At 58.8% G+C, this 24111-nt stretch carries 22 protein-coding genes and 3 tRNA genes; 11 read left to right on the forward strand and 14 right to left on the reverse strand.

The window, feature by feature from the left end; translation table 11 throughout:
* The first annotated feature begins 13 nt into the window (after window positions 1-13).
* Together NH395_RS17070 and speA are read left to right on the forward strand one after the other, a co-directional pair.
* A complete protein-coding gene (locus tag NH395_RS17070; protein ID WP_253026557.1) occupies window positions 14-973 on the forward strand; it encodes a homoserine kinase in 960 nt (319 codons plus the stop codon).
* Window positions 970-2886, forward strand: a complete 1917-nt coding sequence (speA, locus tag NH395_RS17075; protein ID WP_253026559.1) for a biosynthetic arginine decarboxylase — start codon at window positions 970-972, stop codon at window positions 2884-2886. The genes NH395_RS17070 and speA overlap by 4 nt, the downstream gene beginning before the upstream one ends.
* 66 nt (window positions 2887-2952) lie before the next feature.
* On the opposite strand, the gene NH395_RS17080 is transcribed toward speA, so the two are convergent.
* Together NH395_RS17080 and thpD are read right to left on the reverse strand one after the other, a co-directional pair.
* Window positions 2953-3618: a fumarylacetoacetate hydrolase family protein gene (locus NH395_RS17080; RefSeq protein WP_253026561.1), complete on the reverse strand. Its 666-nt coding sequence runs from the start codon at window positions 3616-3618 to the stop codon at window positions 2953-2955.
* An 83-nt stretch (window positions 3619-3701) separates the two neighbouring features.
* Window positions 3702-4697: an ectoine hydroxylase gene (gene thpD / locus NH395_RS17085; protein ID WP_253026563.1), complete on the reverse strand. Its 996-nt coding sequence runs from the start codon at window positions 4695-4697 to the stop codon at window positions 3702-3704.
* A gap of 303 nt (window positions 4698-5000) precedes the next feature.
* Between thpD and NH395_RS17090 the strand changes: the two genes are divergently transcribed.
* Genes NH395_RS17090 through NH395_RS17100 form a run of 3 tightly spaced genes read left to right on the forward strand, consistent with a single transcriptional unit; the run spans window position 5001 to window position 9372 of the window.
* Window positions 5001-5666 carry an ABC transporter ATP-binding protein gene (locus NH395_RS17090; protein WP_253026565.1) on the forward strand — a complete coding sequence of 222 codons (666 nt, stop codon included), beginning with the start codon at window positions 5001-5003 and terminating at the stop codon, window positions 5664-5666.
* Window positions 5663-8239 (forward strand): ABC transporter permease, encoded by a 2577-nt coding sequence (locus tag NH395_RS17095; protein ID WP_253026567.1) that lies wholly within the window; start codon window positions 5663-5665, stop codon window positions 8237-8239. Before NH395_RS17090 ends, NH395_RS17095 begins: the two co-directional genes overlap by 4 nt.
* Window positions 8236-9372 carry a lipocalin-like domain-containing protein gene (locus NH395_RS17100; RefSeq protein WP_253026569.1) on the forward strand — a complete coding sequence of 379 codons (1137 nt, stop codon included), beginning with the start codon at window positions 8236-8238 and terminating at the stop codon, window positions 9370-9372. The genes NH395_RS17095 and NH395_RS17100 overlap by 4 nt, the downstream gene beginning before the upstream one ends.
* Window positions 9373-9521: 149 nt before the next feature.
* On the opposite strand, the gene NH395_RS17105 is transcribed toward NH395_RS17100, so the two are convergent.
* The 7 genes from NH395_RS17105 to NH395_RS17135 form a co-directional block, all read right to left on the reverse strand.
* Window positions 9522-9597 (reverse strand) — tRNA-Thr (locus NH395_RS17105).
* 18 nt (window positions 9598-9615) lie between these two features.
* Window positions 9616-9690 (reverse strand) — tRNA-Gln (locus tag NH395_RS17110).
* Window positions 9691-9696: 6 nt separating this feature from the next.
* Window positions 9697-9772 (reverse strand) — tRNA-Phe (locus NH395_RS17115).
* Between the two features lie 78 nt (window positions 9773-9850).
* The gene (locus NH395_RS17120) at window positions 9851-10129 is read right to left on the reverse strand and encodes an oxidative damage protection protein (RefSeq protein ID WP_253026571.1); all 279 of its coding nucleotides are present in this window, start codon (window positions 10127-10129) and stop codon (window positions 9851-9853) included.
* A 34-nt stretch (window positions 10130-10163) separates the two neighbouring features.
* Complete coding sequence (gene mutY, locus NH395_RS17125) at window positions 10164-11258, reverse strand: A/G-specific adenine glycosylase (protein ID WP_253026573.1); 1095 nt, start codon at window positions 11256-11258, stop codon at window positions 10164-10166.
* Between the two features lie 80 nt (window positions 11259-11338).
* Entirely contained in the window at window positions 11339-13675 is a 2337-nt protein-coding gene (locus tag NH395_RS17130) for an AsmA family protein (protein ID WP_253026574.1), read from the reverse strand.
* Between the two features lie 23 nt (window positions 13676-13698).
* Window positions 13699-14169, reverse strand: coding sequence for an acetyl-CoA sensor PanZ family protein (locus NH395_RS17135; protein WP_253026576.1), 471 nt, complete (start codon window positions 14167-14169; stop codon window positions 13699-13701).
* Between the two features lie 202 nt (window positions 14170-14371).
* Here NH395_RS17135 and hisB point away from each other — a divergent pair, with 202 nt between their 5' ends.
* Genes hisB through hisF form a run of 4 tightly spaced genes read left to right on the forward strand, consistent with a single transcriptional unit; the run spans window position 14372 to window position 17145 of the window.
* A complete protein-coding gene (gene hisB / locus NH395_RS17140; protein WP_253026586.1) occupies window positions 14372-14965 on the forward strand; it encodes an imidazoleglycerol-phosphate dehydratase HisB in 594 nt (197 codons plus the stop codon).
* A 10-nt stretch (window positions 14966-14975) separates the two neighbouring features.
* Window positions 14976-15617 carry an imidazole glycerol phosphate synthase subunit HisH gene (gene hisH, locus NH395_RS17145; protein ID WP_066319841.1) on the forward strand — a complete coding sequence of 214 codons (642 nt, stop codon included), beginning with the start codon at window positions 14976-14978 and terminating at the stop codon, window positions 15615-15617.
* Window positions 15618-15628: 11 nt separating this feature from the next.
* Entirely contained in the window at window positions 15629-16375 is a 747-nt protein-coding gene (gene hisA, locus NH395_RS17150; protein ID WP_186254637.1) for a 1-(5-phosphoribosyl)-5-[(5-phosphoribosylamino)methylideneamino]imidazole-4-carboxamide isomerase, read from the forward strand.
* A complete protein-coding gene (gene hisF, locus NH395_RS17155; protein ID WP_066319838.1) occupies window positions 16372-17145 on the forward strand; it encodes an imidazole glycerol phosphate synthase subunit HisF in 774 nt (257 codons plus the stop codon). Before hisA ends, hisF begins: the two co-directional genes overlap by 4 nt.
* Window positions 17146-17185: 40 nt before the next feature.
* Here hisF and NH395_RS17160 read toward each other — a convergent pair whose 3' ends face one another.
* The gene (locus NH395_RS17160) at window positions 17186-17785 is read right to left on the reverse strand and encodes a YjaG family protein (RefSeq protein ID WP_253026578.1); all 600 of its coding nucleotides are present in this window, start codon (window positions 17783-17785) and stop codon (window positions 17186-17188) included.
* Between the two features lie 119 nt (window positions 17786-17904).
* Between NH395_RS17160 and NH395_RS17165 the strand changes: the two genes are divergently transcribed.
* Window positions 17905-18591, forward strand: a complete 687-nt coding sequence (locus NH395_RS17165) for a type 1 glutamine amidotransferase (protein ID WP_092827777.1) — start codon at window positions 17905-17907, stop codon at window positions 18589-18591.
* 13 nt (window positions 18592-18604) lie between these two features.
* On the opposite strand, the gene mnmH is transcribed toward NH395_RS17165, so the two are convergent.
* The 4 genes from mnmH to NH395_RS17185 all read right to left on the reverse strand — a co-directional run bounded on the left by mnmH (window position 18605) and on the right by NH395_RS17185 (window position 22697).
* Window positions 18605-19711, reverse strand: coding sequence for a tRNA 2-selenouridine(34) synthase MnmH (mnmH, locus tag NH395_RS17170; RefSeq protein WP_253026580.1), 1107 nt, complete (start codon window positions 19709-19711; stop codon window positions 18605-18607).
* Window positions 19708-20745, reverse strand: coding sequence for a selenide, water dikinase SelD (selD, locus tag NH395_RS17175; protein WP_092827781.1), 1038 nt, complete (start codon window positions 20743-20745; stop codon window positions 19708-19710). Before selD ends, mnmH begins: the two co-directional genes overlap by 4 nt.
* 54 nt (window positions 20746-20799) lie before the next feature.
* Window positions 20800-22173, reverse strand: a complete 1374-nt coding sequence (radA, locus tag NH395_RS17180; protein WP_253026582.1) for a DNA repair protein RadA — start codon at window positions 22171-22173, stop codon at window positions 20800-20802.
* Between the two features lie 77 nt (window positions 22174-22250).
* Window positions 22251-22697: a copper resistance protein NlpE N-terminal domain-containing protein gene (locus NH395_RS17185; RefSeq protein WP_066319824.1), complete on the reverse strand. Its 447-nt coding sequence runs from the start codon at window positions 22695-22697 to the stop codon at window positions 22251-22253.
* A gap of 161 nt (window positions 22698-22858) precedes the next feature.
* Between NH395_RS17185 and hisC the strand changes: the two genes are divergently transcribed.
* Window positions 22859-23920 carry a histidinol-phosphate transaminase gene (gene hisC, locus NH395_RS17190; protein ID WP_253026584.1) on the forward strand — a complete coding sequence of 354 codons (1062 nt, stop codon included), beginning with the start codon at window positions 22859-22861 and terminating at the stop codon, window positions 23918-23920.
* Window positions 23921-24111: the final 191 nt, after the last annotated feature.

The raw sequence follows: 24111 nt of genomic DNA on the forward strand, positions 1-24111 counted from the left end.
GGGCGAGATTCTCATGGCTGTATTCACTCCGCTTAGCGACGCACAGGTCGCTACGTTTTTAGAAAAATTTGATGTCGGTAATTTCTTGTCGCTAAAGGGCGTGACAGCGGGGACGGAAAATTCGACCTTTTTTGTGACCACCGACCGCCGCGAGCTGGTATTGACCCTGTTCGAACAGGGCGAGCATGCCGAGCTGCCGTTTTTTGTCGAGTTATTGGACTACCTGGATGAACACCGCCTGCCGGTTCCCGGCACCGTTCATGATCGCGAAGGCATCGCACTGCACAGCCTGGCCGGCAAGCCCGCGCTGCTGTTTCCGCGTTTACCAGGGCGTCATCCAGAGGCGCCCAACCTGGCCCAGTGCCAAGCTTTGGGTAATACCCTTGGTCGAATGCACGTTGTGTCAAAGCGCTTCCCCGGCCACCGTCCTAACCCGCGGGACCTGCATTGGCTTCATGTCATGCATCACAGGGTGCTGACTTACCTGAGCCCAGACGACCAGACGCTGATGAAAGACGAGGTCGATGACTTCGAAAGTGCCTTCGCCCAACACGATGAGTTGCCCCAGGGCGCGCTTCATGGCGACCTGTTCCGCGACAACACGCTGTTTGAAGGCGATGAGCTTGGCGGCATTATCGACTTTTACAATGGCTGCACCGGTGATCTGCTGTTCGACCTTGCCATTGTGATTAACGACTGGGCTTCCAACGAGGACGGTACCTTGAACGGCGAACGCTATGCGACCATCCTGAGCGCGTATCAGGCCCGCCGTTCGTTAACGGCAGATGAGCAAGCGCTATGGCCGACCATGCTGCGCATGACGGCGCTGCGTTACTGGCTCTCGCGCCTGCTGGTGGTTTACGTGGACCCGCCCGCCCACGACTTGACCCCCCACGACCCCGACCGTTTCCGCACTATCCTGAAAGCGCGCATCACCCATGGTGCATTACCACTGCCCGAGGCATCTTCATGAGCGAAGCGTCCACCAACCGTTCAGCCCAACGCGCTCGTCGCACCTGGAACATTGACCAGTGGGGGAGTGGTTACTTCGACGTGGATGACCAGGGCCAGGCATTGGTGCGCCCTTTAGGCAACGATACCGAGGGGCCAGCACTCCCGCTGAGTGGCCTTGTACGCCAACTCCAGAAAACCGGATTACGCCTGCCGGTACTGGTACGCTTTAGCGATATTCTGCATGACCGCGTCGAACAGCTATGCGGCGCCTTTGACGCTGCCATGCACGACCTTGACTACCAGGGCGGCTACACGGCGGTTTACCCCATCAAGGTCAACCAGCAGCGGCGCGTGGTGGAAGAAATTCTGGCCACCGCCGAACGGGGCCGTGGCCGTGTCGGTCTGGAAGCCGGCAGCAAGCCCGAGCTGCTGGCGGTGCTTGCCCTCTCAGAAGGTGGCTCTTCGCTGATCGTTTGCAACGGCTATAAAGATCGTGAGTACATCCGCCTGGCACTGTTGGGCGAGAAGCTCGGCCATCGGGTTTACCTGGTGGTAGAAAAACTCTCGGAGCTCGATGTCATTCTTGAAGAGGCTCGTGAGCTGGACGTGACACCGCGTATCGGCCTGCGTGCCCGGCTTGCCTCCGTCGGCAAAGGCAAATGGCAAAATACCGGCGGTGAAAAATCCAAGTTTGGTCTCACCGCCAGCCAGATCCTGACCGTCGTGGAAACACTGCGCGCCCAGGATGCCCTGAATAGCCTGCAGCTTGTGCACTTCCACCTGGGTTCGCAGATTGCCAATATCCGCGATATTCAGCGCGGCCTTCGGGAGTGCGCACGCTTCTATCAAAACCTGATGACCCTGGGCGCCCCGATTGATACCGTCGATGTGGGCGGTGGCCTGGGCATCGACTATGAAGGCACTCGCTCCCGCAGCGACTGTTCCGCCAACTATTCAATGCGTGAGTATGCCCGCAACGTGGTCAGCGCCTTTGCCCAACTGTGCCAGGACGCCAACCTGCCTCAGCCGCACCTGATCAGCGAGTCCGGCCGGGCACTGACCGCCCATCATGCCGTACTGATTACCAACGTGATTGGCGACGAACGCATCGATGACACGCCGCCCGAGCGTTCCCAACAGGATGACCTGCAAGTGGCCGCGCTATGGCGGGTCTTTGAGCAGTTGGCAGACCCTCAAGAGCCTCGCGTGCTGGTCGAAGCGTGGCATGATTTGCTCCAGGCAGTCAGCGAATTACAGGACCGCTTCGTGCTGGGGCTCAGTGATATCAACGCCCGCGCCGAAGGTGAGCGCCTGTATATGGCCGCATGCGCGAGACTGCGCGGCCAACTGGATACCCGCAACCGGGCGCATCGCGACATCCTGGATGAGCTCGCGGAGAAGCTGGCCGATAAACTCTTCGTCAACTTCTCGCTGTTCCAGTCAGTACCCGACGTCTGGGGCATCGAACAGATTTTCCCGGTACTGCCGTTAAGCGGGCTGGATCAACCCCCAACGCGTCGAGCGATTATTCAGGACATCACCTGCGACTCCGATGGCCGCATCGATAGCTACGTGGATGGCCAAGGCGTTGAAAGCACCTTGCCGATTCCTGAGTGGGAAACCGAGGATGAGCGCTGGCTGGGCTTTTTCCTGGTGGGCGCTTACCAGGAAATTCTCGGCGATTTGCACAACCTGTTCGGCGATACCGACTCGGTGGATGCGGCTCTGGGCCCCGAAGGTGAGTGGCAGCTTTCCAATGCCCAGGCGGGGGATACGGTGGCCGAGGTGCTCGCCTACGTGAACTTCGATGCCCGGGTCCTGAAGCAAAAACTCACCGAACAGCTGGCGGCCAGTGGTTTTTCCGACCGTGAGCAGGCACGCTTTGCCGCCAGCCTGAGCGACGGATTGGAAGGCTACACCTACCTGGAGTAGCCCTGACTTACCGTCTTTACAAAGCAACGGCCACCGACAGACTCGGTGGCCGTTTGCGGCGACGGCTCACTCAACCACGCTGGTGGTAATGTCCAAACCACCGGTCAACGTCATGCGCAGCTTGGCGCCCCGTGGCAGCTCGCCCACCCCCGCAGGCGTTCCCGTCAAAATGACATCACCGGCTTCCAGGGTGAAGTGACGGCTCATCTCCGCGACCAGAGTGGGGATGGTGAAAATCATGTCGGCCCCTTCACCGTGCTGGCGTTCTTCGCCGTCAATTTCCAGCTTGAAGGCCAGCGCGTTCCAGTTCGGCACGCGGCTTAACGGCAAAAACGGGGATAGCGGGCAGGCACCGTCAAATCCCTTGGCAATCTCCCAGGGATGACCTTTCTCTTTCAGTTCGGTTTGAATATCGCGCAGCGTTAAATCAAGCGCCAGCCCCAGCCCGGTAATCGCCGCGCTGGCTTCATCCGGCGTCGCATCGCTGATGGTCTTGCCGACTAGAAGCGCCAGTTCCACCTCGTAGTGAATCTCACCACGATGGAAGGGCGGTGACAACGGCTGCTGGAGATCCACGACGCTGGTCGACGGCTTAATGAACAGCAGTGGCTGGCTGGGAACCGGATTATCCAACTCTTTAGCGTGGTCAGCATAGTTGCGCCCGACACACACAACCTTGCCCAACTCGTAGGGAAACGCTTGACCATCGGTAAATTGAGGAACAAAACGCATGATGGGGTGACTCCTTATGATGCACACATAGTAGCAAGCGCACCAGTCTACCCCACCCATGCGATTGTTCCACACCTGAGTCGTTACCGGGTTGCCTCTATTAACGACTGGGCGTCGTCGTCAGGTTGATGAGCAAGAAAGCTCGGACGCTGCGCTGGCGCCGCATAAGGCTCGCGGCAACGGTTATCGGGGCGGTTGAACACGAAAAAAACGTTGCTGCGGGGGTCCGGCGACAGGTTGGCATTCGAGGCATGCAGCGTGTTGCAGTCGAACAGCAACAGGCCGCCTGCCTGCCCCTTGGGCGCCTCGATGCCATGCTCGGCCACCAGCTCCGTCAGCGCTTCTTTACTTGGCACACCGATTTCCTGCATTTTAAGCGAGCTTTTGTAGTTGTCTCCTGGCGTTTCCCCCAGGCACGGCACGAATTTCTTGTGCGACCCGGGGATCAACATCAAGGGGCCGTTAAATTCGTGGTTTTCTGTCAGAATCAGTGAGGCACTCACGGCATGCATGTTGGGCATACCGTCTTCAGCGTGCCAGGTTTCAAAGTCGGAGTGCCAGTTGAAACCCTTACCGGCAAACCCCGGCTTATAATTGATGCGCGACTGATGCACATAGGGGTCAGCGCCGATAAGTTGCCGCGCGGCGCCCGCCAGGCGCTCATCCTGGGCGAGCTCATCCATGCGCTGCGAGAGAAGATGCACGGCAAACAACGAACGAATTTCCTGGCTTTCCGGCTCGGTAATGCTGAAAGGCTTGTCACGATAGTCTTCATTGTTCATGAGCGTCCGCATTTCCCGACGCAGCTCATCGAGCTCTGAACCGGAAATCAGGTTGGGAATGAACAGAAACCCTTTACGCTCGAACTCGTCGAGTTGCGCCTGGCTAAGCGGACCTGTCAGGTGACGACCTTTGACAACATCTTCCTGGCGCGGCTGCCAGAGTGATGCAGGCGCTTCCGACAACCGCGACGGATAAGGATCCTTGACCATCGAAAGCTGCGCCGACGGTACATCCGCCATTTCGCTGTACTGCTTCTGCGTTTTTAAAACATTGAGAGGTGTATTGCTGACTGTCATCTAATCCACTCCTTGTATGATTAAATTTCAGATCATTCTCAGAACAATCATCTTGCAGTGCACAAGGTAGACAATCTCAGTCCCCCTGCAAGGCATGCCCGCTCCGTTCATAACATGGGTTACGTGAAAAAAATTCACTTTTAGAGCAAGCAAGCACAGAAGGGCTCATGAATTCTATATGGCCTGTTTAACCCGATTCAAGCCGACGCCCACCCATACCAGTACAGAACATCACCATAAAAATCACCTGTAGAACCCCTGTATACTTTATGATCAAACACTTTATTGAGCACCGGAGGTCTCATGCTGATCCTGCAGCAACTTCACAAAACATTCAGCACGCCGCAGGGAGAGCTCCCGGTACTCAACGGTATCGACCTGGCGCTTGACCAGGGCGAGAGCCTGGCCTTGATGGGCGAGTCGGGCAGTGGCAAATCGACGCTTCTGCATCTGGCAGCAGGCCTTGATCTGCCCGATCAGGGCCTTATCAGTATTGACGGTCACGAGCTTTCTACCCTGGACGAACCCGCACGCGCCAGACTTCGCCGTGAGCATCTCGGACTTGTCTTTCAGCAGTTCCATCTGGTGCCCAGCCTGAACGTCATCGATAACCTGCGACTTCAGGCCCGACTGGCGGGCCGCGAGGACGCCGAATGGACCGCCCACCTGATGGCGCGTCTAGGGCTTTCCGGTCGCGAGGCCTACTACCCCGAGCAGCTGTCGGGTGGGCAACAACAGCGCCTGGCGATTGGTCGCGCGCTGGCCGCTCGCCCCCGGCTGTTGCTCGCGGATGAGCCCACCGGCAACCTTGACGAGCACAGCGCTGATACCGTCCTCATGTTATTGCTCGACCTGGTAAAAGAGACGCGTTGTGCCTTGTTGATGGTGACCCACAGCGCCCGCGTGGCGGCACCGCTGAGTCGCCTGGTGCGCCTGCATATGGGCCGCTTGAAGGATAATGCCCCATGATGCTTCGCGTACTGCTCACCCTGCTGAGCCACTATCGCCGCCATCCCGGCCAACTTGCCATGCTGCTGCTTGGACTTTGGGTGGCAAGCGCCCTGTGGAGCAGCGTGCAAGCCGTCAACGCGACCGCCAAGGACAGCTACGCCCGTGCCAATGCGCTGTTCAGTGCCAACGTTGACGAGCTGGCGCGGCGCGATGGCCAGCCGCTCACCCGCGAGGACTACCTGAGCCTCCGGCGAGCCGGCCTGCCCGTCTCGCCGATGCTGGAAGGCACCCTGGAAATCGATGGGGAACGCCTGACCATCGTCGGCATTGACCCGCTCACCTTGCCAAGCAGCAACACGCTGGGCACCAACGGTACCGCGTTGACAGCCTTTATCACGCCGCCCTGGCAAACCCGGCTCGCACCCGACACGCTCGACTTGCTGGGGCTTTCGCGTCAGCAGGCGCCAGGCATGACACCTGCTGTCGATAATACGGGAGACAGTACTGGAAAGAGTTCTGTAGATGACGCTGGAGATAGTCCTGGAAATAGCACTGGAGATAGTGCCGGAAGAAATAGTAGCCAGCGCCTACCCCCGCTGGCACTGCGCGCCGACCTCCCACCGAATACCCTGGTGATGGACATCGCCGCAGCCGCCCGGTTGCTGGATCGCGATAACACCTTGAGCCAGTTGGTCACCGCCCCGGGTGCGCTATCAACAGCGCCCGAAGGCTACCGGCTTACCCGGGCCGCGACGCTGGCATCGCCTGAGCAGCTTACCGAGAGCTTCCTCCTCAACCTCACCGCCCTGGCGCTGCTGTCGTTAGTGGTCGGCCTGTTTATCGTCCAGGCCGCACTGGGGCTTGCCATGGAACAGCGCCTGACAACGCTAAGAACGCTGCGCGCCCTGGGCGTCCCCGCCGCCACACTCGTTATGGCCATGCTGCTCGAGTTGCTGATACTCGGCGTGCTGGGCGCCGCGCTTGGGCTGGCCAGCGGCATCTGGCTGGCGGGCCAGCTACTCCCTGACGTGGCCACGACGCTGTCGTCGCTTTATCAGGCCGACGTCAATCGAAGCCTGGTACTGCCATGGCACTACTGGGTAGGCAGTCTGGCGATTACCTTCGGCGGCCTGCTGCTGGCGGGTAGCGGTGTCCTCTGGCGGGCCGCTCGCCTCAACGTGCTGGCCCTGGGCCAGTCCCAGGCATGGCGGCTAGCCTACCAGCGCCAGCTAAAGCGCATGACGCTTGGTGCCGCCGGGGTGGCCTTTCTCGCTCTGGGATTAGCACTGTGGCTTGGCCTACTACCGCCCGGCCAGGGTGTCCTGGTCAGCTTTGGGTTTGTTGCCGCGCTACTGTTGAGCAGCGCGCTATGCCTGCCGCCGCTGATAAATGGGGTGCTCCACCTGCTGCAGCGGTGGCTCCGCCGTCACCCGCTTGCCCACTGGGCGGTCGCCGATATTCAGCTACAGCTGCCGCGCCTTTCCCTGGCCATGATGGCGCTGCTAATTGCGCTGGCCACCAACCTGGGCGTCAGCAGCATGGTCGGTGGCTTTCGCCTTACCTTCCTGGACTGGCTGGACCAGCGGCTGGCCGCCCCGTTATATATCAATGCCTCGCCGTCGACCTTGGCCCCCATGCTGGATTGGCTCGATGCGCGGCCTGACGTTGCCGAAACACTGCCTACCGCCCGTGGCAGCGTCGACCTGCTGGCAGTGGACGATACGCAGGAACAGGGGGCCCGCGAGCGCATTGCGCTGTTCGGCATCACCCCGGCAGCCACCATCACCGACCGCTGGCCGCTGCTTGATACCATCTCAGGAAGGTCCGCTGCCTGGGCGTCGCTATCGGCGAACAGCGTGTTTATCAACGAGCAGATGGCCGTGGCACAGCAGCTTGCACCAGGTGACGAAGTAACGCTGGATACCCCCCAAGGGACGAGACCATTTGAGATTGCTGCGGTTTACCCTGACTACGGCAACCCACGTCAGCAGATCCTGGTACCCACAGAAGTGCTTATTCAGCGCTTCGGCGGCGAGGTTGCCTCAATAGGCCTGGTAGTAAACGACAGCGCTGACCATCAGGCCTTACGTGAGGCACTGGCGAATAGTTTTGATGTATCCCCGGAGGCGATGGTCGATCAACAGGAAATCAAACGGCTGGCGACGCAAATTTTCGAGCGCACCTTTACCATCACCCGTGCTTTGAACGGCCTTACACTGGGCGTCGCGGCATTAGCGCTGCTGGCGACACTACTGGCCCAGGCGCGAGATCGACAGCGCCAGCTGGCGTCGCTATGGGCACTTGGCGTGCCGCGTAAAACGCTGACCCTAATGCCGCTCTTTCAACTCGGCGGGCTGGCATTGTTAACCGGAGTAGTCGCGATCCCGCTGGGCATTGCCATTACCTGGACGCTCGTGGCCATCATCAACGTTGCTGCGTTTGGCTGGCGGCTACCGCTCTACCTTTTCCCCTGGGATATACTCATCACCCTGGCCACCGCGCTGGGCGTGGCGGTGACTGCCGCCGCCCTGCCATCGCTTCAGCTGTGGCGGACCTCTCCCCAGGCGATGCTCAACCAGGGGGCCACATGAATTATTCCCGGTTATCGACTGCGCTCGTGGCGATGGCATGTGCAATCCTCATCGGCTGCCAGAAATCCCCTTCCGATTCGGCCCCCCAAGGGTTTGCCGGGCTGGGGGCAAACGCGGAGGAATTTGCTCAGGCGGATGCATCCACGCCATTGAGTTTCCCCCGGGATCACGGGGCGCACCCCGACTACCGCATCGAGTGGTGGTACCTGACCGCCAACCTTGAAGACGACCAGGGCCAGCCGCTCGGTCTTCAATGGACGCTGTTTCGCCAGGCGCTGACACCCCCTGACGAGCGCCCTGCGCCGTCGCCATGGGCAGTGGACCAGGTGTGGATGGCGCACCTGGGGATTTCTCGGGGAGAAACACATGTGGCCGCCGAACGCTTTGCGCGTAGCCACAGTGAACACGCCAATGGGCAAGCGGGCGTCGAAGCGGCGCCGTTTCAGGCCTGGATTGATGACTGGTCACTCGAAAGCCCGCCAGACGCCAACTTTGAGGATTTTACCCTACAGGCCTACAGCGGTGAGGGTGCTGAGCGTTCTGGTTACACGCTTAACCTCAGCGCTCAAGGCCCATTGATCTGGCACGGAGAGAATGGGTTTAATGCGAAAACCGTCGAGGGTCAGGGATCGCGCTACTACAGCCAGCCGTTCCTAAGCATCACCGGCCGTGTCACGCTGAACGGTGAAACCCGCGAGGTCAGCGGCCAAGGCTGGCTGGACCGCGAATGGAGCAGCCAACTGCTCACCCCGGAACAGACCGGCTGGGACTGGTTTTCGCTGCATCTGGACGATGGGCGCAAGCTGATGGCCTACCGGTTAAGAGGCGGCGGCGAAGCCGGGGGCGACTATGTCTTTGCTCATTTAATCTCGGCGGATGGGCAGACCCAGCTCATCGGCGCCGACCGCGTCACGCTGACGCCGTTGGCAACGCAGACCGTCGCCAACCGAGATATCCCCACACGCTGGTCGCTGACGCTGCCCGACACCGACCTGCAGCTTACCGTCGAAGCACGCCACCCAAATCGCTGGATGCCCACTTCGGTACCCTACTGGGAAGGCGATGTCGTGGTTCGCCAGGCAGAAACGCAGGAAAAGATCGGGGTTGGCTATCTGGAGATGACGGGGTATTGATCACACCAACGGGCGGATGAAATAAGCCGCCAAGCCACCCCGTTGGCAATGTCCTACAGCAGTGGACATTTTGTAGACACACAAAAAAGCCGCCCTAGAGGAGGCGGCTTTTTAAGATTCTTTAACGTGCTTTTTAAAACCACTTTCAGTGGTGCCGACACCAGGAGTCGAACCCGGGACCTACTGATTACAAGTCAGTTGCTCTACCAACTGAGCTATGTCGGCTACACGTAATGTCAGCAATGGCTGGGGTACCAGGATTCGAACCTGGGAATGCCGATACCAAAAACCGGTGCCTTACCACTTGGCTATACCCCAGCAGTGTGGTGGCCAGAGACGGAATCGAACCGCCGACACGGGGATTTTCAATCCCCTGCTCTACCGACTGAGCTATCTGGCCGCTGCCAACGGTGCGTATTAAACAAGAATCTCGGCTTTCCGTCAACTCCTTTGTAAAACTTTCCGTTTTGTCGGCAAGTTACGTGGCTTGCGACGGTGGCACGTAACCTTCGGCCTGGTCGGTTTCCTGATTGTCGAAAAAGCGCTGCATCTGCTCCATCAGGTAGGTGCGTGCGTCGGGGTCTAGCATGTTGAGGTGCTTTTCATTGATCAAGCGCGTTTGCAAAGCCTGCCAGTCTTCCCAGGCCTGCTTGGAAACGGTTGCCTGGATTTCCTGGCCCTGTTTGCCCGGCAGGGGGGGAAACGGCAGGGCTTCCAGCTCTTGTTGATACTTGCGGCAAAATACGGTCTGCTGCATGGGGATAGCTCCTAGGTCTGGCGGTTACTCAGGGTCACGCATGTCCTGGCGTCGACGTCAGTGTGAAAGGGGTAAGTTGATTGATCAGCGACTTTACGGGGGCGGCCAGGCCGAGCTCAGCGGGTTGGCTGGGATCGTACCAGACGCCTCCTTCGCGCACGCCCTTCAGCCTATCGCAACTGACTGGCTGCGGGGTAATCGCCAGGCGAAAATGGCTGAAGGTGTGCTGAAAACGGGCCAACGGCGGCAAACGCTCAGGCGCCAGCACATGGTCATCCAACCATGAGGCCAGTTGGCTTTGGCTGTCAAACTGCGGCAGGCTCCAAAGCCCACCCCAAAGCCCACTTGCTGGGCGTTGTTCAAGCCACACCCGCCCGTCAGGGTCGTACAACATCAACATGATGGTTTCCCGAGTGGGCAAGGGTTTCTTGGGCTTGGATTCGGGATAGCGCTTTGTCTCGCCTCGCGCGTAGGCCAGGCACACATCATTGAAAGGACAATGCCCGCAAAGCGGTGCGCTGCGTTTACATAGCGTGGCGCCAAAATCCATCATGGCCTGGGTGTAATCCGCCACGCGCGAGTCGGGCGTGTAGTAGTCAGCAAGTGCCCACAACTTGCGCTCTATGGCAGGCTTACCCGGCCAGCCCGCTACCGCATGCAAGCGTGTCAGCGAACGTTTGACGTTGCCATCCAGAATAGCAGCATGCCGCCCGGTGCTCTGGGCGATAATCGCTCCCGCCGTCGAGCGGCCGATGCCGGGTAACGCCATGAGCGTCTCGACGCTGTCGGTGGGTAGCTCCCCATTGTGATCCTCAAGCGCCACTTGCGCGGCTTTATGCAGGTTACGCGCTCGGGCGTAATAACCAAGCCCGGTCCATAAGTGAAGCACTTCGTCCTGCGGGGCCTTGGCCAGCGCCTCCAACGTCGGAAAACGCGCCATAAAGCGCTCGAAATAGGCAATGACCGTGGCTACCTGGGTCTGTTGCAGCATGATTTCCGAGACCCAGACACGATAGGCACTTCTCGGCGACTGCCAGGGCAGATCATGGCGACCGTAGCGATCAAACCAGTCCAGCAAGCGCTGTTGAAACACCTCAGCGGCCAGCCGCGGCGCGGGCATGTCCGTCATGCAAACTCCTTAATCAAGCATTGCGCTAATATAAAAAAACAGCGCCGATTCAACACCGGCGCTGTTCGGGCTGGTGGCAACTAATCAAATAAACGCTGCAACCCCTCACGCAATGCATTACCACTGCCCTCACCGAGACGCTCGTCAAGTGAATCAAGGGATTCGCCCAGGCGCTCCTCAAGGGCTTTGCTTACCTGCCCGCCGGCTTCTTTCTGAATGAGCTCGACTACAGCGCCCTGAAAGGCATCACGATCAAAACGGCACCACTCGCCCCGGGCATCGCTGATATGGCCCTCGCAACGCAATGGCAACGGTAACGCTTCAAGACGAGGATTGACATCGCACGCGGCATCGGCGGTATCCACGAGCCTGGCATTGGCCTGGGTATCAAACCGTTGGCTGGTGAGGTCGTATTCGCCCTGGCCCTTTACGTCGATCCCCGGCACGGTAATCAGCAAATCGTCGCTTTGCACCACGCCGTCTCGAATCTGCAGCGTGGCGGCAAACTCTTCGAAGGCGGTATCGCTTGACCAGTCACGCTGGACTTCTTCGCCCTCCAACTGGGCCGCAAGCTCGCACATCTCTTGAGAGACATTGATGTCAAGAATGGCGCCCTCCGTTAACCGGGCCTCCAGGTCGCCATTCAGGTGGCGCAGCAATGCCTCGCGTTGATTACCGCGCGAGGTGAGATCACCACTCATATTAAGTCGCCCCCTCAGCGGAGAGGCCTCTTCACCCTCGCTGAGCGTTTCGATAAGCGGCGCTACCTGAACATTCTGTATCGTGGGCGAGAGCGCCCACTGCAGTTCCTCCGCTCTGGCGTCTATGCGCCCGTTAGCGGTCAACTCGCCTTCGTAAAAGTCTGCTTCAAAATTGCTTAGCCGATGCAGGCCTTGATCGCCCTGCAACTGGAGATGCGTATCGCTGAACGCCATGCCCGCAAGCTCCAGCGACTCGATACTTAGGTTGCCATTCACGCTTGACGACGCGAGCCATGCCTGAGGCAGAAGCTCAGCCGAGCCGTCGGCAACAGCGGCCTTGATAACCCCCAGGCTCGCTTGCTGTTCGGCTTCTTGGCGCGGCAGATAAAGGTCCAGGTTGAGCGCGTCACCTTGCAGATCGAACTCGACACGCGACCCGTCCAGTCGCGACGCGATATTGCCAGTAAAAGTACTGTCATCCACTACCAGCGAGAGGCTGGGAAACGATATTTTCTGCAAATCCCCTTCAATGGGGCTGGTCATGGCAACATCGCTGAGTGCCGCTTCACTGGCCGTCTCAAGCGCCACCCCCGCCCGAGCCAACCACGGGCGCAAGGTTAAGGGCGCGACGGTTAACTGCCCCTGGTATTCCGGCGCATCGCGAAATTTCGCCACATTAAGGTGACCGCTAACGCGCAGGTTATCAGGTCCGGTCAGCTGTAGTTCTTTTAACCGGGCGGTTTGCGCCTGCCAGTCGCCTTCCAGACCAAACGCAAGCGCCAGCGCCAGCCCACCTTCCCAGTTTTCCGGATGGCGAAGTGTGGTTTCCAGCTTTCCATCGCGAATGCTCAGTTGCTGTTCAGCGAGCCGGACAGTGGCTTCGGCCGCTGATAGGTCCAGCTGTTGCGGTTCGCCTTCCGCCTCAAACCGTGTACGCGTACTAAGCTGGGTGTTTTCCAGCACGAACCTCTGCTCGGACAAGCCAAGCTGCATGCGGGTTTCCAGGCCGATATCGCTTGATATATTGGGCGCTCTCTCCAATGCCTCAGCGTCCAGGTTATTGTGCTTGGTCAAGGTGAACATGGCTTTAAGCGGAAAGGCACGAACGGGATTGACGTTACTGCCGGAGACATTCAGGTCCTGTACATGCCACAGCGCCTGGGACTGCTCATCCCGGAAACGAATATTGGCATCGCTAATATTGACATTGGCAATACTCAGCACGACTTCCAGGCTGCCAGCATCCACGTTGGGCCCCGCACTCGCGGGTGCCAGCACGGTTTCGGCTTCTTCACTTTGCTCTACAAGCCTGTCCAGGAGCGGCTCCCAGTTGCCCTCGCCGTCGGCATTACGCTGCAGGTTTAAACGCACGCCGTTCAGGGTCAGGCCATCAACGGCAATTTCACCGCGTAACAAGGGCGCAAACGCGACGCTGACCTCGGCACGGTCGACCGCCGCAAATGCCGTGTCTTCCTCATCCTGACTGGGAAGCCTTGCATTAGCTGTCTCTACGCTGACGCCAATACGCGGATAAAACGACCAGTTAATCGGTCCATCCAGGTCCAGGTTCAGCCCTGTTTGTTCTTCGACCACGGCAGTGAGGCGAGGCTTAAAATCCTCTGGATCTAAAAATGTCGTGACGTACACGACAGCCGCAACGGCCACAATCGCCAAAATACCGATTGCAGCGAGTACAATACGTAATAATTGTCTCATTACCCTTTCCTTGTGGGTTGAATTCAACGAGGGTCTAATTCAACAAAATCACTGGTCACCGGGGTCTCTAAAGACGGCTTTTCAGCGTTTGCGACGGGCCGGTACCCCAGCTTTGACAACAAGACGCGGTCTGCCAACGGTAGCGACGACGTGGCGATGCGCAAGACACGCCCATCCTGCTTGGCTTTTTCACCGAGCAACGCCATCAAACGGGACCCCACGCCCCGGCGCCGGGTTGTCTTGCGAACACACAAGTCCGATAGCCACCAGGCGCCGTCTTCCGCCTGTTTGATTGCGACGGCCCCCAACAAGCGGTCATTGAAATGGGCGCAGCCGAAAAAGTGTTGCTGCAAATGCTGCTCGATAAAAGGCTCGACGGTTTGGGTGGGCATTCGATCCTTTGGCGCATCATAATAGATGCGCACCAAGTCAAGGCGCACTTGCTCATCGGCTTGCCATCGGGCCTGGTCGACGTAGTGCAGTGTCACCGGCATGGAACATTCCTCTTCACCAACGCAGCAAGGCTGCTTTTTCTTCACAATGGAAGGCGGTTACCTTTTAAGCATTGTAGCGGATGGGGGCACCGATTCACTATAATGGCCGCTTTGCAGAAGGCTTTATCCTTCTCGCTCGGTGGTATGTTCACTTGGGCCATCGGCTTTCTTCTAGAGTGCGCAATAGCGCAGGAGTTGCATGATGTCAGCGCGAATCGCCACGGTAAGCCGTGACACCAACGAAACGCAGATCAGCGTCAGCGTCAACCTTGACGGTGAAGGTCGTCTGGCTGGCCAGTCCGGCGTACCGTTTCTCGATCACATGCTCGACCAGATAGCCCGGCATGGCATGATAGACCTCGACATCAATGCCAAGGGCGACCTGCACATCGATGACCATCACACCGTCGAGGACTTGGGCATCACGCTTGGCCAGGCATTTGCCGATGCCGTGGGCGACAAGCGCGGCATTTATCGCTACGGTCATGCCTATGTCCCGCTGGATGAAGCACTATCCCGTGTCGTGGTGGATTTCTCGGGCCGCCCCGGCCTATATATGAATGCCGACTTTACACGCGACACCATCGGTCGCTTCGAAACCCAACTGGTGGCCGAGTTTTTCCAAGGCTTCGTCAATCATGCGCGTGTTACGTTGCACATCGACAACCTGAAGGGCCTGAACGCTCACCATCAGGTCGAGACCATTTTCAAAGCCTTCGGCCGGGCACTGCGCATGGCGGTTAGCGAAGATCCGCGCATGGCGGGGCAAATGCCCTCGACCAAGGGAAGCTTATAAGGAGCGCTTAATGACCATCGCTGTCATCGACTATGGCATGGGTAATCTGCACTCGGTCGCCAAGGCACTCGAGCATGTTACCCATGAAAACGTGGTCATTACCCGTGACCCGCGACGTATTTTAGGGGCCACCCGGCTGGTGTTGCCCGGCCAGGGGGCAATCCGCGATTGCGTGGGCGAACTGGAACGGACTGAACTGCGCGGATTGGTCGACGACATCCTCACCCGCCAGGCCAAGCCGCTTCTGGGTATCTGCGTGGGGCAGCAGATGCTGTTGGAACGCAGTGATGAAAACGGCGGCGTTGACTGTCTGGGCTTTTTCCCTGGCAACGTGAAGCGTTTTCCCGCCACCATGCGCGACCAGCACGACCAGCGCTTGAAAGTACCGCATATGGGCTGGAACTTGTTACACCAGCGTCAGCCGCACCCGCTATGGGAAGGCATCGAGCAGCATGAACATTTCTACTTTGTGCATAGCTACTATGTGGAAGCGGCGGATGACGCTCACGTATTCGGTACAACGGACTATGGCAGTGTGAATGCCCATGTCGCCATCGGCCGCGACAGCACCTTTGCCGTGCAGTTTCACCCCGAGAAAAGTGCCCGCGCGGGTCTACGCCTGCTGGAAAACTTTGTCACCTGGACGCCCTGAGAGGTTTGGTTATGTTGGTAATTCCCGCGATTGATCTCAAAGACGGCCAGTGTGTCCGTTTGAAGCAAGGCCGAATGGACGACGCCACCTCCTATGGCGATGACCCCGTTGCCATGGCAGCCCGTTGGGTGGAAGCGGGCGCGCGCCGCCTGCATCTAGTGGATTTGAATGGTGCTTTCGAAGGCAAGCCGGTCAATGGCGACGCGGTGACAGCCATTGCCCGGGCTTACCCGGACCTTCCCATTCAGATTGGCGGCGGCATCCGCTCGGCCGAGACCATCGAGCACTACCTCGAGGCAGGCGTTTCCTATGTCATCATCGGCACCAAAGCGGTGAAAGAGCCGGATTTCGTCACTGATATGTGCCGCGCTTTCCCCGGCCATATCATTGTCGGACTCGATGCCAAGGAAGGTTTTGTGGCCACCGACGGCTGGGCAGAGGTCTCCACGCTCAAGGCCACCGATCTGGCCAAACGCTTCGCCGACGACGGTGTTTCGAGCATTGTTTACACCGACATCGCCCGTGACGGCATGATGCAAGGCGTCAATATCGAGGCGACCGCGGAGCTTGCCCGTGAAGGCGGCCTGCCTGTCATCGCCTCGGGCGGAGTGACTAACCTTGACGATATCAACGCCCTTTGCAAGGTCGCTGACAGCGGTATCCTGGGCGCCATCACCGGGCGTGCTATTTATGAAGGCAGCCTGGACCTTGCCGATGCCCAGCGCCTGAGCGATCAACTGACGGGAGGCCGTAAATGAGTCTCGCCAAACGCATTATTCCCTGCCTGGATGTCGATGCAGGCAGGGTGGTCAAAGGCGTCAATTTCGTGGGTATCCGCGATGCCGGTGACCCGGTGGAAATCGCCAAGCGCTACAACCAGCAGGGCGCCGATGAGATCACCTTTCTGGATATCACCGCGAGCCATGAAGACCGCGCCACCACGGTTGATATGGTGGAGCGTATTGCGGGCGAGGTGTTTATTCCGCTTACCGTGGGCGGCGGTATCCGCAGCTGCGACGACATTCGCACCATGCTGAATGCCGGCGCCGATAAAGTCTCCATCAACACGGCAGCGGTCACCAACCCCGATTTCGTCTTTGAGGCGGCTGAGCGCTTCGGCAGCCAATGCATTGTGGTGGCCATTGATGCCAAGAAGGTATCCGGCGAGGGTGAACCGCCACGCTGGGAGATTTTCACCCACGGCGGACGCCGCCCGACAGGGCTGGATGCCATCGAGTGGGCAAAAAAGATGGTGGACCTCGGTGCAGGCGAGCTACTCCTCACCAGCATGGACCGCGACGGCACCAAGTCAGGCTTTGACCTGGGGGTGACCCACGCGATCTCAGAAGCGGTCAGCGTGCCGGTGATTGCCTCGGGGGGAGTGGGCAATCTGGACCATCTCGTCGACGGGGTACTGAAAGGCGGTGCTGACGCCGTCTTGGCCGCCAGCATCTTCCACTTCGGTGAATACACCATTCCTGAAGCGAAGCGTTACATGGCCGAACGCGGTATCGACATGCGTTTGTGAACCGCTCACAGCCGTCGACCTTTCCGGCAGCAGCCTGCCGTTATGCTTCGTCCAGCGATAAGCCCAGGTTACTGACGCCGCCATTACGACCAAGCTGGCGAATGCCTTTCAGGGTATCCTTGGTCAGCGGCTGCGATACTTCTTCTAAAACAGCGTCCTGAAAGTTATTCTCGTCTTCCGTCAACGGATGGTCACGGATGAGGAGCGCCAGCGCGTTGGCGTCTTCTTCGCCTTCGGTCAGCTCGATAAAGGCGCGTACCCCGGCACGGGAAGTGCGGCTGACATCCAGCACGGCCTCCGGCGACTCGCCCTGCAGCGTATCCAGCAATGCCGATATCGACACGACCGCATCCAGAGCACGACGTGCGCCAAAGCTTTCGTCGCCTTCGGGCGGCTCGCATTCGGCCAGTTTTTCTGCCTGGCGGGCAAAATCGATGCTCGCGCCGGGCACGCTGAGGCGCTCCCAGACCAGGTTGAGCACCGCCCGCAGCGTATGCCCGTCGCCATGCCCGGTGGTCTGTTCATAAAGCGCATAGTTGGGCAGTAGTCGCTCGCAGAGTGCGGCCATGAACGCTTGCTGAGCGGCTAGCGGCAACTGCTGTAGCCGTTGATAGAATCCCGGGGGATTGGTGGACGCCATACGCTATTCCTGGATTGAGTGACTCAAGTTATTGGTGAACATCGGACAATACGTTATCGTCGCCATCGTGTCGGCAGCCTCTATCGGCAAATTGCCGCAAGGCCGGCGAGGAGATTACCATGCATATTCATCTGCTACAGCACGGCCCAGACCATGGACCCGCCCGATTAACCGACTGGCTAACCAGTATGGGGCACAGCTTTACCATTTTTCATCTTTATGACCAGGAATTAACCCCCAGCGTCAGCGATAGTGACGCCCTTATCGTACTGGATGGGCCAGACCGCTTCATCGAACAGCCACCGGCCTGGTTCAAGGCCGAAAACAAGCTGATCAATCGCTATCTGGATGGCCAGAAGCCATTACTGGGCATTGGCCTGGGAGCGCTATGGATCGCCGACGCGCTCGGCAGCGTGGTCGCCCTCGGCACCTACCCCGAAACAGGCTGGCACACCATCCACCTGGCACCGGAAAGTCCCATCGACCTGCCCGAACAGTTCGATGCCTTCATGTGGCATCGCTATGTCTTCAGTCTGCCCGACGATGCCTTACCCTGCGGGGGAAGCGAAGCGGCACCGCTTCAGGGTTTCAGCTGGGACGCAGGCCGCGTGGTCGGGCTGCTATGCCACCTTGAAGTCACCCAACAAAGCATCGAGCCGTTATTGGCGCGTCATTCTCTCGAGGCAGAACGCCGCGATTTCCTGCAGACCGAGGCGGATATACGCCAGAGCCCCAAGCGCTTTGATGCCTTGGCGGCACTGCTTGACCGCTTGCTGAGTCAGTGGCTTCGCCCGGCATCGCTCTAGCCACCGCTACCGCTTAGCGAGTCACTGTTTGATCGCGGCTCCATTGGCGGGCCGCCGCCAGGCAGCTTTCCCAGTCCCCCACGTGGTATTCAGGTACGCCAGCGTCACGCTGGCGTTCCAGATGATAGCGATACATGGGGTCGTAATATTCCGTGAGCAGCGGGGCCAGCCAGGCTTCGTGTGCTTGTGTATTGCCCTGCTCATGCGCCGCAAAGGCCAATTCTTGCAACCGCTGCAGCCGCTGCAACCTCGAGCTGCCCAGCCGCTTCTTCAAGCGCAGCAAGGCGTTACTCAGCTGCTGACACATCCGTTGCCAGCCTTCTTCAGGCCCGTAACGGAGCTGATAGGCGTGCTCGAGATCGAGGATATAGTCGCGCCGCAGCTGCTCCAGACGCCAGTCCAGCGGCATCTCGACGCGCAAGCGAGGCGCGCGTTCCATGGCCCCCCAAAAGCTTAATGGCACGTTCACCTCACCTATTTGCCGAGACTCGTCTTCAACCACCAAAGGACCTGGTAGTTCAAGCAAACGCTTTGACAACCGGTGCTCAAAGTCGATCTGGCAAGGCGGTGGCTCAGGCGAACGACCAAAGGCGGAGCCTTTGTGCTTGGCAAAGCCTTCCAGGTCAACGCCATTGGCTAAACGATTGATCAGCACCGTTTTAGCGCAGCCCGTCAAACCGCCCACCACCAGCAGTGGCTGTTGAGCCGCCCCGTCTATATGAGCGAGCAGGCGTTGGCGCAGCGCTTTCCAGCCCCCCTCGATACGTGGTCTGACCACACCTGACTCGGCAAGCCACTGCTGGACAATTTGCGAGCGCAATCCCCCTCGGAAGCAGTAAATCACGGCTTCGGGGTGGGGGGTCAAATAATCCCGCCAAGCTGCCATACGGGCCTCCTTGACGGCCCCGCTGACCAGCTCGTTGCCCAGCGCAATCGCCGCCTGCTGACCCTGTTCCTTGTACGCAATGCCGACGCGGCGGCGTTCCTCATCGTCCATCAGTGGCAAGTTGACAGCCCCGGGCAAGGCCCCCTTGGCAAACTCGACAGGCGCACGCACATCAATCAATGGGTGGCCCTGGCGAATAAGCTGAGGATCGGCATACACGGTTGGCAATATCACCCGATAACCTCAATCAGCGACTCACCCTGGGGCTTTTTGAGCTTCCCAAACGGTTGCAGCGTCAGTCCGAAAGTACGTCCAATGCGCTCGACATCGTCTTCCCACGCCGGATCGACCGCCAGCAGCAAGCCACCTGACGTTTGTGGATCACACAGCCATTGCCAGTGGGCTTCATCCATATCGGGGAGCGCACTGCCCAGCGCATCGCGATTGCGTTGCGTGCCACCAGGCACTGCCCCTTGCCGACGATAGCTCTCCGCTTCAGCCAGTCGCGGCAAGCGACGAAAATCAATCTGCGCCATGACATCACTGGCTCGACACATCTCGGACAAATGGCCAGCCAAGCCGAAGCCGGTGACATCCGTCATGGCATTCACGCCTTTTATCTCAGCAAGCGGCACCCCGATACGGTTCGATTGCAGCATGGTTTCGCGTGCCAACCCATGATGGCCCGCGGCTAGCAGGCCACGTTTTTCCGCCGTCGTGAGCATGCCAATACCAATCGGCTTGGTAAGGAACAGCAGGTCACCGGGCTTGGCATGGGAATTAAGCTTCAATTTATCGAGCTCTACCAAGCCATTCACCGACAGCCCAAATATCGGCTCGGGCGCGTCGATGGAGTGGCCTCCCGCCAGAGAAACGCCGAGTTCACGACAGACGGCCTGGGCACCGGCCACCACATCACCGGCGACGTCGGCACTTAATTTATCCAGCGGCCAGCCCAGAATCCCCAACGCCATGACCGGCGTGCCGCCCATGGCGTAGACGTCGCTGATCGCATTGGTGGCGGCAATACGCCCAAAATCAAACGGGTCGTCGACGATGGGCATAAAGAAATCCGTGGTGGCAATCATGCCGCGGCCGTCACCCAGGTCATAAACAGCCGCGTCTTCACGCCCCTGATTACCGACGATCAGTCGTTTATTCTTGGCCGCGGGGCCTGCCTTGGCAAGAATATGATCCAAGACATCGGGCGCAATTTTGCAGCCACAGCCAGCACCATGACTGTATTGCGTTAATCGGATGGAACTCATGGTGTCTCTCCTTGGCTCATTGATATCATCTAAGTGTACCCCAACCGCACCTTGTTAGAGGGCATCGAGCGCATCGCTCAATTTATCCACGGCGATGACTTCCATCCCCTTTGGCGGCTGTTTCGGGGCGTTGGCACGTGGCACGATGGCACGCTGAAAGCCATGTTTGGCCGCTTCGGTAATCCGCTCCTGACCGCTCGGCACCGGGCGTATTTCGCCCGACAGGCCGACCTCACCAAACACCACCAACTCGCGGGGAAGCGCACGGTTCTGCAGGCTGGAAACGACCGCCAAAAGTACGGCCAGGTCCGCGCTGGTTTCGAGTACCTTGACGCCCCCCACAACGTTTAAAAACACGTCCTGGTCGCCGGTAAACAAACCGCCATGGCGGTTAAGAACGGCCAGTAACATGGCGAGGCGGTTCTGATCCACGCCCACCGCCACCCGCCGTGGATTACCCAACGCCGACTCATCCACCAGCGCCTGCACTTCTACCAATATAGGTCGCGTGCCTTCCCAGACCACCATCACCAGGCTGCCCGGCGCTTGTTCTTCCTGCCGGGACAAGAAAATCGCACTGGGATTTTTGACCTCTTTCAAGCCCTGCTCGAGCATGGCGAACACGCCCAGTTCGTTGACAGCGCCAAAGCGGTTTTTCTGGCCGCGCAGGGTACGAAAACGGGAGTCGGCCCCACCCTCAAGTAACAGCGAGGCATCAATCATATGCTCAAGTACTTTCGGCCCTGCCAGTGTGCCATCTTTGGTGACATGCCCCACCAATAGCAGAACGGTATTCGTTTGCTTGGCAAAACGCGTGAGAGCCGCGGCCGACTCACGTACCTGGGCAACCCCGCCCGGTGCCGAGGCGATATCCTCAAGGTGCATGGTTTGAATCGAATCGATCACCAGAATCTCGGGATTTTCCCGTTCGGCTACCGCCAGAATGGTCTCCACACTGGTTTCCGCCAGCATCTTCAAGCCTTGTGTGGGTAGCTGCAGCCGATGGGCACGCATGGCCACCTGGGAAAGCGACTCCTCACCTGTCACGTACACGATGCGCCGTTGCTGGGCCAGCTTGCAGGCGGTTTGCAGCAATAGCGTCGACTTGCCAGCTCCCGGGTTACCGCCCAATAGCACCGCAGAGCCTGGCACCAACCCACCGCCCAGCACGCGGTCAAATTCGGCAAAGGTCGACGTGAGTCGCGGCACTTCGCTGAGATCAACCTGGCCAAGGTCTACAATCTGTCGAGAGTGATCCCCCGCATAGCCTGCCCGCCCAGAACCAGCAGTTCCACTCCCGGGGCGGGCGCTGGCCAGGCGCACCTCGCTTAACGTGTTCCATTCCTGGCAACTGGAACATTGCCCCTGCCATTTTCGGTATTCCGCACCGCATTCGGTGCAAACGAAAGCGCTTTTGGCTTTTGCCACCGCAGTGAGCCTCCATTTCATTCATTACATACACAAAAGGCGGCCAGTGGCCGCCTTTACATGTGCAACATGTGCCGTTACTGGCGGGTAAGCTGCAGCGTTTCACCGTTTTCAAAGCGACGACGCTCGGGGTCGATCAGCTCCAAGGTGCTTTCATCGATGCGTAAAAAGTAATAGATCTGGCCATCGCCATTCGGCGTCAGCTCGTAAACAGTGGCATCGGGATTCGATGGTGTTCCACTGAGAACTTCCCAATTACCTTCATAGTTTTCATCCGGCGGATTTTGCGGATGGTTGCGATAAGAGGCGTTCAGCGTGAAGGTGCGCTCTTCGGCAGCACTCGTTTCTTCCCCCATCATGGTGACATCCAGATCGATACCGTCGCAGTTGCGGCAAGGCAGTGAGCCCTGATAGCTTGTCTGTGCGGTCGCTTCCTCTTCTTGCGGCTGTTCCATTGGGCCGCTCGCGCAGCCAGCTAGAAGTGCCAACATAGCCGAACCGGCTAGCAAACTCCTGAGTTGCATTGGGTCTCTCCTTATCGTGTTGGGCATTTTCTTTGTTACGCGCACTTGTGACAGCATAACGCCTACAAGGTGCAACGCCCACCCCTGTGAGCTGAATGCTTGCGCTAAGATAGCCTTCAAGCGACCATGGGCTATCTTGCAAGGATAATCAGGTTACCCCCATGAGCCAATACTGGAGTCCGGCCGTTCGCGAACTTACGCCATACGTGCCCGGTGAGCAGCCACGCGAGCAGCTTGTAAAGCTCAATACCAATGAAAACCCTTACCCGCCTGCCCCTGGCGTCGGCGAAGCACTGCGTGATTACGCGATCGACCACCTACGCCTCTACCCGGACCCCACCTCTTCAGCGCTGCGTGGAGCGCTCGCGGAGACGTTTCAGGTAGCCAGTAGCCAGGTGTTTGTCGGCAATGGGTCCGATGAAGTGCTCGCCCTTGCCTTTCAGGCATTTTTCCGCCATGGCGCGCCGCTAGACGTTCCCTCGATTACCTACAGCTTCTATCCCGTTTACGCCAATCTTTATGGCGTTGGGTTGCGTAAGCACCCGCTCAACAAGCAGTGGGAAGTCGATATTGATGCGCTTACGGCGGAAACTAGCCGAAGCGGCGTTATCTTTGCCAACCCGAATGCACCGACCGGCCATGCGCACTCGCTAGAGGCGATTGAGTCGCTGCTCACACGCGTCACAGATCGTGTGGTGCTTGTGGATGAGGCGTATGTCGACTTCGGCGCTGAGAGCGCTGTAGCGTTGATTGACCGCTACCCCAACCTGCTCGTTACGGGGACATTCTCCAAATCCCGCAGCCTGGCAGGTCTGCGCTTGGGCTATGCAGTGGGTTCGGAGGAATTGATTGATGGCCTGCTGCGGGTAAAGGACTCCTTTAACTCTTATCCCGTGGATAGCCTGGCAAGCCTGGTGGGCATTGCCGCACTGAAAGACGTCGAGCATTTTGAAGCCTGTCGCGAGCATGTGATTACCACCCGTGAGCGTACCCGTCAGCGCCTTGAAGCGCTGGGATTTGAGGTATTGCCCTCCAAGGCTAACTTTGTGCTTGCCCAGCACCCTGATTATGAAGGGGCTCAGATATTTGCTGGCTTACGTGAACGCGGCATCCTGGTCCGTCACTTCAATACCCTGGAACTCAACAACTTCCTGCGCATCACCATCGGCACCGATGACGAGATGGACAGCTTGATTGAAGCGCTGGAAGTGATCTGCGGTTAATGACTAGCATCGCTTTTCAAGGGCGGCGCAAGCCGCCTTTTTAATAGCGGCTTTTCTTCCACGCAAACAAAAAACCCAGCCGGTTGGCTGGGTTTTCTGCGGTATAGGTGCCTGACGATGACCTACTCTCGCATGGGGAGACCCCACACTACCATCGGCGCGAAGCGGTTTCACTGCTGAGTTCGGCAAGG

The organism is Halomonas sp. Mc5H-6, from assembly GCF_024124705.1.
In the GTDB taxonomy this organism is placed as follows: domain Bacteria; phylum Pseudomonadota; class Gammaproteobacteria; order Pseudomonadales; family Halomonadaceae; genus Vreelandella; species Vreelandella subterranea.